The sequence below is a fragment of the Bradyrhizobium uaiense genome, assembly GCF_010811875.1.
In the GTDB taxonomy this organism is placed as follows: Bacteria; Pseudomonadota; Alphaproteobacteria; order Rhizobiales; family Xanthobacteraceae; genus Bradyrhizobium; species Bradyrhizobium uaiense.
The window spans coordinates 1-9,935 of sequence record NZ_VKHP01000307.1; the positions used below are offsets into that span (position 1 = coordinate 1).

At 64.9% G+C, this 9,935-nt stretch carries 6 protein-coding genes; 2 read left to right on the forward strand and 4 right to left on the reverse strand.

Annotation, left to right across the window (positions count from 1 at the left end):
• Positions 1-80 precede the first annotated feature (80 nt).
• Together FNJ47_RS41240 and FNJ47_RS41245 are read right to left on the reverse strand one after the other, a co-directional pair.
• The gene (locus tag FNJ47_RS41240) at positions 81-1,667 is read right to left on the reverse strand and encodes a B12-binding domain-containing radical SAM protein (protein ID WP_163161924.1); all 1,587 of its coding nucleotides are present in this window, start codon (positions 1,665-1,667) and stop codon (positions 81-83) included.
• 129 nt (positions 1,668-1,796) lie between these two features.
• Positions 1,797-3,179 (reverse strand): ethanolamine ammonia-lyase subunit EutB, encoded by a 1,383-nt coding sequence (locus FNJ47_RS41245; protein WP_163161926.1) that lies wholly within the window; start codon positions 3,177-3,179, stop codon positions 1,797-1,799.
• Positions 3,180-3,510: 331 nt separating this feature from the next.
• Between FNJ47_RS41245 and FNJ47_RS41250 the strand changes: the two genes are divergently transcribed.
• The gene (locus FNJ47_RS41250; protein WP_163161928.1) at positions 3,511-5,232 is read left to right on the forward strand and encodes a methyl-accepting chemotaxis protein; all 1,722 of its coding nucleotides are present in this window, start codon (positions 3,511-3,513) and stop codon (positions 5,230-5,232) included.
• Positions 5,233-5,402: 170 nt separating this feature from the next.
• Positions 5,403-6,905: a sensor domain-containing diguanylate cyclase gene (locus FNJ47_RS41255; protein WP_163161930.1), complete on the forward strand. Its 1,503-nt coding sequence runs from the start codon at positions 5,403-5,405 to the stop codon at positions 6,903-6,905.
• A 23-nt stretch (positions 6,906-6,928) separates the two neighbouring features.
• Here the strand turns inward: FNJ47_RS41255 and FNJ47_RS41260 are convergent, their stop codons facing one another.
• Positions 6,929-7,807 (reverse strand): transglutaminase N-terminal domain-containing protein, encoded by an 879-nt coding sequence (locus FNJ47_RS41260; protein ID WP_163161932.1) that lies wholly within the window; start codon positions 7,805-7,807, stop codon positions 6,929-6,931.
• The coding region (locus FNJ47_RS41265) for a circularly permuted type 2 ATP-grasp protein (RefSeq protein WP_163161934.1) at positions 7,804-9,935 on the reverse strand (2,132 nt) is incomplete at its 5' end. The genes FNJ47_RS41265 and FNJ47_RS41260, both read right to left, overlap by 4 nt.

Consider the following 9,935-nt stretch of genomic DNA (forward strand, 5'->3'; position numbering starts at 1 on the left):
CGAGACCGCCGCGCGCCGGCGTGAGGTGGAGAAAATCGGGAAGAGAAGGGGGCAATGGCGCCGGAGGTGTCGTCATGCTGTTATTCGGCAGGAACGGAAGCCTCGCGCAGCCGGATCGAGTAGTTCGAGGCGTTCTGCCGGCCGCTGGAGGCTGCACGCGCAAACGTGATCAAATGATGCGCAACCAGCGCCGCCGAGATCAGCCCCTCGATGTCGCCGCGCTTGAGCCGACCCAGCGCAAACTTCCAGAATACGCGCCTGTAGTCGCCGAGCACGCCGACCTTCCAGAAGATGTTGCGCAGCATGATCAGGCCACGCCGGATGTTGGCCCAGCTCTTCATCTCCGGACTGACCGGCACCTTGATGCGATTGGCATAGGTGTAGTTGCATTGATGCAGATAGCGCTCGAACAGCCTTTTCGGCTCGTAAGCAATTTCCATGCATTTGCGCCAGGAACTGACCACGTCCTCATAGGGCAGCAGGAACTCGACATTGGAGTCGCGGCCCTCGTCATCGACCAGCCGCCCCGCCTTTTCGAGCCGATCCCACAGCGGCGTCTTCGGCAGCGCTTGCAGCAGGTTGATGGTGAGGAGTGGAATCCGGGACTCCTCGACAAAGGAGAGCAGCGCGTCGCCGGTCTGGGGCTTGTCGGTATCGAGCCCCATGATGATGCCGGAGACGACCTCCATACCGAACGAATTGATGGTGCGCACGCCCTCCAGGATCGGAACCATCATGTTCTGATCCTTGTGCATGGCCTTCAGCGCGTCGGGATCTGGCGTTTCGATGCCGACGAAGATCGTCACGAAGAAGGCCTCGCGCATCTTCTCCAGTATCTCGGGGCGCTTAGCGATGTTGAGCGTCGCCTCGCAGGCGAGACGCGTGACATAGCCGGTCCGCTTCTGCCATTCGATCAGATGCGGCAGCAGCTCGCTCGCAGCCTTGCGGTTGCCGATGAAATTGTCGTCGACAAAGTAAACGGTATCGGTCGCCCCGCATGCGCGCAGCTTGTCGAGCTCGGCGATGATCTGCTGCGGCGACTTCAGGCGAGGATTGCGGCCATAGAGTCCGGGGATGTCACAGAACTCGCACTGATAGGGACAGCCCGAGGAGAACTGGATGCTGCCGAGAAAATACTTCTTGGTTTCGGCGAGTTCATACGCCGGCAGCGGGAAGTCCGTCATCGGCAGGCGGTCGATGGTCTTCAGCACCACCTGCTGGTCGGGACGGCTGGTGTCTTCCGCCAGGCGCTTGATCAGCTCGTTGGTCGCATCGCCGAGCTCGCCGACATGAAGGTAATCGAATGACGGATAGTAGTCGGGACAGGCACTGACCGACGGGCCGCCGATCGCGACCACCAGGTCATGGTCATGTGCTCGGCGGCAGATATCGTTCATCTGCTGGCGCTGGATGTGCATGCCGCTGACGAACACGGCTTCCGCCCACTCGAAATCCTCCACTGTCGCCGGACGCAGGTTCTCGTCGACGAAACGGACCTGCCAGTTCTCGGGAAGATATGCTGCAATCAGCAGCAGGCCCTGCGGCGGCATGAACGCCTTGACGCCGTCGGTCAGGGGATACGAGTGCTCGAAGGTCCCAAACGACGACGTATAGCGCGGAAAGACGCAGAGGATACGCCGTGCTGTCTTTATGCCCTCAGCTCTCATCAATACGACCCCGAAGCACCTGCAAATCTAACCATGGCGCGGAACGCTGGGCCAGAAATTCTTCAACATTGTGGCACTATCCAACGTCACAACGGCGAGATAGTTGCTCTGCAGAATTTTGCCATCCCGTCAGGTCAAGAGCCTGGCGGCGAGGTCAGGCAGCCGCCCCGCGTCGGCGACAAGGCGGAGGTCCTGCCCGGCGAGGCCGACGCGCAACAGCCAATCGTCGAATTCAGGCGCCCGTTTCAGGCCGAACAGGTCGCGGATGTAGAGCGCATCGTGAAACGATGTCGACTGATAGTTCAGCATCACGTCATCGGCGCCCGGCACGCCCATGATGAAGTTCACGCCGGCGGCCGCGAGCAGTGTCAGGAGATTGTCCATGTCGTCCTGGTCGGCTTCGGCGTGGTTGGTGTAGCAGACGTCGATCCCGAGCGGCAGGCCGAGCAGCTTGCCGCAAAAATGATCCTCGAGCCCGGCGCGGATGATTTCCTTGCCGTCATAGAGGTATTCGGGACCGATGAAGCCGACCACGCTGTTGACGAGCAGCGGATCGAACGCGCGTGCCACCGCATAGGCCCGCGCCTCGCAGGTCTGCTGGTCGACCTGGTGGTGGGCATTGGCCGACAGTGCCGAGCCCTGCCCGGTCTCGAAATACATCACATTGTCACCGACCGTGCCGCGGCGCAGCGACAGCCCGGCTTCGCGCGCCTCCCGTAGCAGCGAGAGATCGACGCCGAAGCTGCGGTTGGCCGCCTCGGTGCCGGCGATCGACTGGAACACGAGATCGACCGGCAGCCCCTGCCCGATCAGTCCGAGCGTCGTCGTGACGTGGGTGAGCACGCAGCTCTGCGTCGGAATCTCAAGTCGCGTGATGATGTCGTCCAGCAGCCGCAACAGGGTGCTGATGACTTTCGGATCGTCGCTCGCCGGATTGATGCCGATGCAGGCATCGCCCGATCCCAGCAACAGCCCGTCGAGGATCGAGGCGGTGATGCCCTTGGGGTCGTCGAAGGGATGGTTGGGCTGCAGCCGTGTGCCCATGCGCCCGCGCAAGCCGATGGTGTTGCGGAAGCGGGTCGTCACCTCGCATTTCTTCGCGACCAGGATCTGATCCTGGTTGCGCATCAGCTTCGACACCGCGGCCACCATCTCCGGCGTGATGCCGCGCGAGATCCTCCTGATCGCTTCTCCAGTGGCGGCATCCGACAGCAGCCAGTCGCGGAAGCCGCCGACGGTGAGCGAAGACACCGGCAGGAAGCCAGCAACGTCGTGGCTGTCGAGGATCAGGCGGGTGACTTCGTCGTCCTCATAGGGGATGACAGGCTCATCAAGAAATTGCTTGAGCGGAACGTTGGCCAGCGCCAGACGTGCGGCGATCATTTGCTCCGCGCTGTCGGCAGCGACGCCGGCCAGGCGGTCGCCGGAACGCGGCGGCGAGGCCTTCGCAAGCAGGATGCGCAGATCGTCGAATGCGTAATTGGTGGCAGCGATGGTGTGACGATAGAGCATGGGAATTCGCGTCGGGGCTGAGGCAGCGTAACGTAGCACCTCTTTGCGAAAGTCGTGCCATCAGCTTCGCGCAGTGCGCCGGAGGTGTTGATGAATGATGATGATGGCGGCTCGTCATTCGACAACGCGGCAAGGCGCCGCGACCCCAACGACTCGGAATGCGACATAAGACATTGGGATTATTTAAGGATTTTAACGGCTCCGGCCTGCCCAAAGCGCCCGCGTTAAGAAATTGTCCATGAAGATTTTGCATAAGCTTTGATTGGCCGAAGGTACTCCCCGGCCTCTTGGAGTGCCCTCAATGCCTGCCCCCGCCACATCCCAGATCTCCATGTCCCGGCCTCCAATGGCGTCCCGATTCTCGCTTGCTGCCAGGCTGTACTCGACGTTTGCGCTGATTGCGGCGCTGACGGCAGCCACCGCCTTCCTGTCCGACTACAACGCGCGGCGCAACGCCGAACTGACCGAGGCCGTCGACCTCGCGAGCCGTGCCGCGCTCAATGTCGAGCGGGTCAACTCGCTGGTCTATGCCGTGGTGATGGAATCCCGCGGCATCTACATGTCGACCGATTCGGCCGCGGTGAAGAAATACGGCGACGGGCTGCTGGCGTTCAACGAACGCATCCTCGGCGTGGTCAAGAACTGGGAAACCCTGGTGCAGGCCGACGACGCTGCCCAGTTCGCGGTGTTCAAGAAGCGCATCGAGCAATTCATCGAGTTCCGCAAGGAGCTGGTCCGCCGCGGCATCGAGATCGGGGCCGCTGCCGGGCGTGAGTGGGGCGACAACGACGCCAACCGCGACGTGCGCACAGCTTTGAACAAGGATCTCGAAGCGCTCTCCAAGGTCTATGCGGAGCGCGGCAAGCGACTGGCGCGGCAGACCGACACCAACCGCACGATGGCGCTGGTGCTGACCGGGCTCGGTGCGGCCGCCCTGATCGTGGTGGTGCTCGGCGTCTTGATCATCGCCCGCTCGGTGGCCCGGCCGCTGTCGCAGATCACCGCGACCATCAAGCGCGTCGCCGACGGCGCCGACCATGTCGAAGTGCCGCATGTCGAGCGCGGCGACGAGATCGGCGCGCTCGCCCGCGCCATCAAGGTCTTCCAGGAGGCAATGGATCGCAATCGCAGCCTGAACGCGCAAGTCGTGCAGGATTCCGAGGCCCGCGACGCGCGCGGCCGGCACATCGAGAGCTTCGTCGACGCATTCCGCGGCACCATTGGTGAGGTACTCCGCGCGGTGCATGACAACGCTGCGACGATGCGTCAAACCGCGCAGACCATCGCAACCGTCGCGGCGGACGCCAGCCGCCGGGCAGTTGCGGCGGCAGGCGCGACCGAGCAGGCCTCGAGCAACGTCTCCGCGGTGGCGGGCGCGGCCGAAGAGCTCTCCGCCTCGGTCGAGGAGATCGGCCGCCAGGTCAAGCAGTCTTCCGGCGCGGTCGATCAGGCCGGCGTGCGCACCGACCGGTCGATCACCGAGATCGAGAGCCTTGCCGCCACCACCCAGCGCATCGACGGCGTGCTGAACCTGATCCAGGCGATCGCCGAGCAGACCAACCTGCTCGCCCTCAACGCCACGATCGAAGCCGCCCGGGCCGGCGATGCCGGCCGTGGCTTCGCTGTCGTCGCGCACGAGGTCAAGGCGCTGGCCGGGCAGACCGCGAAAGCAACCGCAGAGATCAGCGAGAATGTCGGCCTGATCCAGGCTTCGACGCGCAACTCGGTGGCCGCCGTGCGCGAGATCGGCGAGGCTGTGCGCGAGATCAACGACGTCACCGCCAACATCGCAAGCGCGATCGGCCAGCAGGATGCAGCCACGCGCGAAATCTCCGCCAACGCGCAGATGGCGGCCCAAGGCAACGAAACCCTGGTCACAAACGTCGGCTCGCTCCGTGACGACATGGACCAGACCAGCAAGGCGGCGGAATCGGTGCTCGCGGCGTCGAACGATCTGACCGCAACCGCCGAGACGCTGTCGCGCGAGGTCGAGCAGTTCTTCCACAACCTGCGCAGCGACGCTGCCGACGGCCTGCGACCGACAGGAACCTGAACGGATCACGCGCTGCGCCGCGGCCCCGCAACGGGCCTCGGCGAATCTGGATGGTTAAGACTCTCCCAACGCAGGCGCGCAAATTGCCTGCGCTTCGGGTCGCCTTTCTCAATTCGATACCCCCATAGAAAGCGTCAAAGCGCGGGGGCGCGGGGAAGTGGAAGCGAGCAATGAGCGGGCTTTTGCCAAGGCCGAAAGCGGTACCGACCAAACGGCTCTTTGCGCTCGGGATCGGTCTGGTCCTGTCGTTTTCGGCAATCTGCGCATCCATCCTCTGGAATATGGCGGATAAGGACTACTGGCACGCGAAGGAAGGCGCGACCAACCTCGTCGCCTCCATCGCCAGCGAGATCGACCGCAACATCGAACTCTATGACCTCTCGCTCCAGGCGGTCGCCGACGGCGTCAAGCTGCCGGAACTCGTCAAGATCAGCCCGGAGCTTCGCCAGGTCGTGCTGTTCGATCGTGCCGCCACCGCCAAGGATCTCGGCTCGATCCTCGTGCTGAGTACGGCGGGAGACGTCACGCTCGATTCCCGGACATTGACGCCGCGGAGCGCGAATTACGCCGATCGGGACTTCTTCCAGGTGCACCAGAAGCGAGCGGACAGCGGACTGTTCATCAGTCCTCCCTGGGTTACTTCAGACGGCGAGTATCTGATCAGCCTGAGCCGTCGCATCAGCAACAACGACGGATCCTTTGCCGGCGTGGTCGCGGGCAGCATGCGGCTCAGCTATTTCCACAATCTGTTTCGCAAGCTGAACTTCGGCGTCGGCGACAGCATGGCGCTGTTCAACACCGATGGCGTCATGCTGATGCGAGCTCCGTTCGAGATCAGCAAGATCGGGCAAAGCATCAAGGACTCCCAGGTCTTCAAGCAGTTTCCGGCCCGGCAATCCGGCTCCTACATGACGAAGTCGCTCGTCGATCATGTCAGTCGGCTGTATGTCTTTCGGGCGGTCGGGCACCACCCCCTGATCATCGCCGAAGGTCTCGCGCTCGACGGCATCTATGCCGACTGGTGGCAACAGCTTTGGCTGATCGGCAGCGTGGTGGCAGCGCTCTGCGGCGTCTCGATCATCCTGATGTTCTACCTGCTGGCCGCTCTCAAACGGCGGGCCATCGCGGAAGGCCGGCTCGCACACCTTGCGAGCACCGATGCGCTGACCGGCCTCGCCAACCGCCGCCGCCTCGACGATACCCTCGACGTCGAGTGGCGGCGCGGCATGCGCGCGAAGTCGCCGGTCTCGCTGCTGATGATCGACGTCGATCATTTCAAGACCTTCAACGACACCTACGGACATCAGGCCGGCGACGCCGTGCTCACGACCGTGGGCCGGTGCATCGCAACCAGCACCAAGCGCGTCACCGATCTCGGGGCGCGCTATGGCGGCGAGGAATTCTCGGTGCTGCTGCCCGGCATCGGCAAGGCGGGCGCAGTGGAAGTCGCCGAGCTGATCCGCGCGAAGCTGACGGCTGCGCGCGAATCCGAGCATGAGCTGCCGACCGTCAGCATCGGGGTTTCCTGCCTCGTCCCGGACCACGAGCGCACGTCGCGCGATCTGCTCAAGGCCGCGGACCTTGCGCTCTATCAAGCCAAGGCCGAAGGCCGCGACCGCGTCGTCGTCAGCCCGATCGGTTGGGACAAATCGGGCAAGCGGCACGTAGCCTGATCGAGGTTCTCGCCTCGCTCCGCTCAATCCACCGGCAGTACGTCGACCGCGACGCTGAGCTTCTGCTTCCGCGCGCCGACGATGACACCATCGACCGGCGAGACATCGGCAAAGTCGCGGCCGACAGCGAGAATGATGTGGTCGTTGGCGACCATGAGATCGTTGGTCGGATCGAACCCGACCCAGCCGAGCTCGCTGCCACACCAGACCGACACCCAGGCATGCGTCGCGTCGGCGCCTTGCAGCCGCGGCTGGCCCGGCGGCGGAATGGTGCGCAGATAGCCGCTGACATAGGCCGCGGGCAGGCCGAGGCCGCGCAGGCCGGCGATCATCACATGGGCGAAGTCCTGACAGACGCCGTGGCGCTTCTCGAACACGTCACGAAGCGGCGTCGAGATCACGGTCGCCTTGGGATCGTATTTGAAATCACCGCGGATGCGGCGCATCAGATCAGCCGCTCCAGCGAGGATTCCGCCGCCAGGCGAAAAGCTCGCCGAAGCGTAGGCCGTCACGGGTCGCAACACCGGCACCAGCGCACTGGCAAAGACATAGCCGACCGGCGAGGCCGCATCGAGGCTCAATCCTTCGAAGGCGTGATCGCGCACGCCTTCCCAGCACGGGCTGGCGGCGTCACGCGCCGGCGGCTGCCGCGCCACCGAGACGCGCGAGCGGGAATCGATGCGGAGACTGCGATGCGCGGTCTCGATCAGAACGCTTTCGGTCAGGGTGCCAAAGAAATCGCGCCGCGCGGTGCGCTCGGCGGGCCTGGGGCGGATCTCGACCGAATGCGAGATCAATTGTTGTCCGTCGCCAGTGATCGGCTCCAGCCGCAGCGAGCAACGCGCGAAGCTGACCTGGGTCTCGTAGCTGTAGGTCGTGACGTGACGGATGTCGTAGATCACGCCAGCCCCGTGAGCTTCTCCGGCCGGCTGGCGTTCGGTCCGTGCGGAAAATAATGCAGCCCGACCGCATCGGCGAGGTTGAGCAGATCCTGCTCCAGCGCAAACAGCGTCTTGACGTCGAGGCTGCCGGCTTCGGCCGTGGTCAACATCGCCTCGAGGGCGACCGCGAGCCGCTGCGGCCGCTCGATCAGGCCATGCTCCTTCAGGCTCGGCAGCGCGGCGATATGCTCGTTCAGCGCGGCGACCTGGAACGCAACCGAGCGCGGATTGTAGGGATCGAGCACCGCGAGATCGCGCACCGGGGTGAGCAGCGGCTGCACCAGATAGCGCGAGCGATAGGTGATCTGACAATCGACCAGCGTGAGCAGGACGTCGAGGTCCTCGTCACCGGCTTCGTCATAGGCGAACTGGCGCGCAAAGCGCGTGGTGTTGATGGCGCGCTCGGCGCGGCGCCCCATCTCGAGGAAGCGCCAGCCGGCGGCGCGGTTCATGTTCTCCTGTGCGAGGCCTGCGAAGCTCGCAAGCTCCTGCAAGGTCAGCTCGGCAGCGCTGACGACGCCGTCATCGTCATGAACCTCGATCGCGAGCCGATCGGCCATCTCGGTGATGACCTGCCAGGCGTCCGGCGACAGCCGCTCGCGCAGCGAAGTCGCGGTGCGCTGCGCCGATCGCACCAGCGACAGCGCCGAACCGAATTTCTCGTCGCTCTGAAGCGCTTCGAGCGCGACCTTGGCGGGATTGGCGCGCGCGGTCTGCGAGGCCGCGCCCCAGGTGACCAACATGCGCTGGATGCGCTCGGCCGAATGCATCGCCGGCGCGTTGCCGTTCGGATTCGCCCGCGCAGGATCGCGCAGCGGCGTGCACAGCGCACGGATCAAGCGGATGGTCGCCTCGGCGCGCTCGAGATAGCGGCCGAGCCAGAACAGATTGTCGGCGGCGCGGCTCGGCAACACGCCGGCGATGCGCCGGATGCGGACGGTGTCGACCGCCGGCAGCAAGGTCGAGGTCGCAACCGCTCTGTCGGAGACCACCCAGACATCGGCGGACACCGCGCCGTCACCCATCGACACCGCACGCGCATCCGCGCGGTCGGCAATCCGGCAGAAGCCGCCGGGCAGCACCGTCCAGCCGTCTGGCGTCGCCGCCGCGAACACCCGCAGCACGAAGGGCCGCGGCGCGATGCGGCCGTTCTCCCACACCGGCGTGGTCGACAGCCGCACCAGCTCCTGACCGACATAGTCGATGCCGCGGTGGCTGATCGCATCCTTGAGGCGATCGCGATCCGCCGCCGACAATTCGCCCGGCAGCACCGGGCCGTGGCCGGGAAAATCCGCAACGCCACGGCCATAGGCGCCTTCGATCGCGAATTCGTCGAGCCGCGACAGCACCTGCTCGCGGGCGGATTTCTGGCCGCACCACCAGGTCGCGATGTGCGGCATCATCAGATCTTCAGAGAGCAGGCGCCGGCAGAGATTGGGCAGGAAGCCGAGCAGCGCCCTCGCCTCCATCACGCCCGAGCCCGGCATATTGGCGACCACGACGCCGCTTTTGCGGAGGACTTCGACGAGACCGGGCACGCCGAGATACGACGACGCATCGAGCTCGAGCGGATCGAGCATGTTGGAATCGACCCGGCGCAGCAGCACGTCGAGCCGCTTCAGCCCGGCGACGGTGCGGATGTGGATGCGGTCGCCGGAGACCGCGAGGTCGTCGCCCTCGACCAGCAGGAAGCCGAGATAGCGCGCGAGCGTGGCGTGCTCGAAATAGGTCTCGCTGAACGCGCCGGGCGTCAGCAGACCGATCCGCGGCTCGTCGCGGTCGGCGCTGGCGCGAAGCGAATCGCGGAACGCTTCGAAGAACGGCGCGACGCGCTCGACATTCATCGACTTGTAGAGGTTGGAAAAGGCACGCGACAGCACCAGACGGTTTTCCAGCGCATAGCCCGCGCCCGAGGGCGCCTGCGTGCGATCGCCGAGCACCCACCAGCGGCCGTCGGGCCCTCGGCCGATGTCGGCGGCATAGAGATGCAGATAGCGCCCGCCCGGCGGCTTGATGCCGCTGACCGCACGCAGATATTCGCTGCTGCCGGCGATCGCCGCCGCGGGGATCGCCGGCAGCAGCGAATATC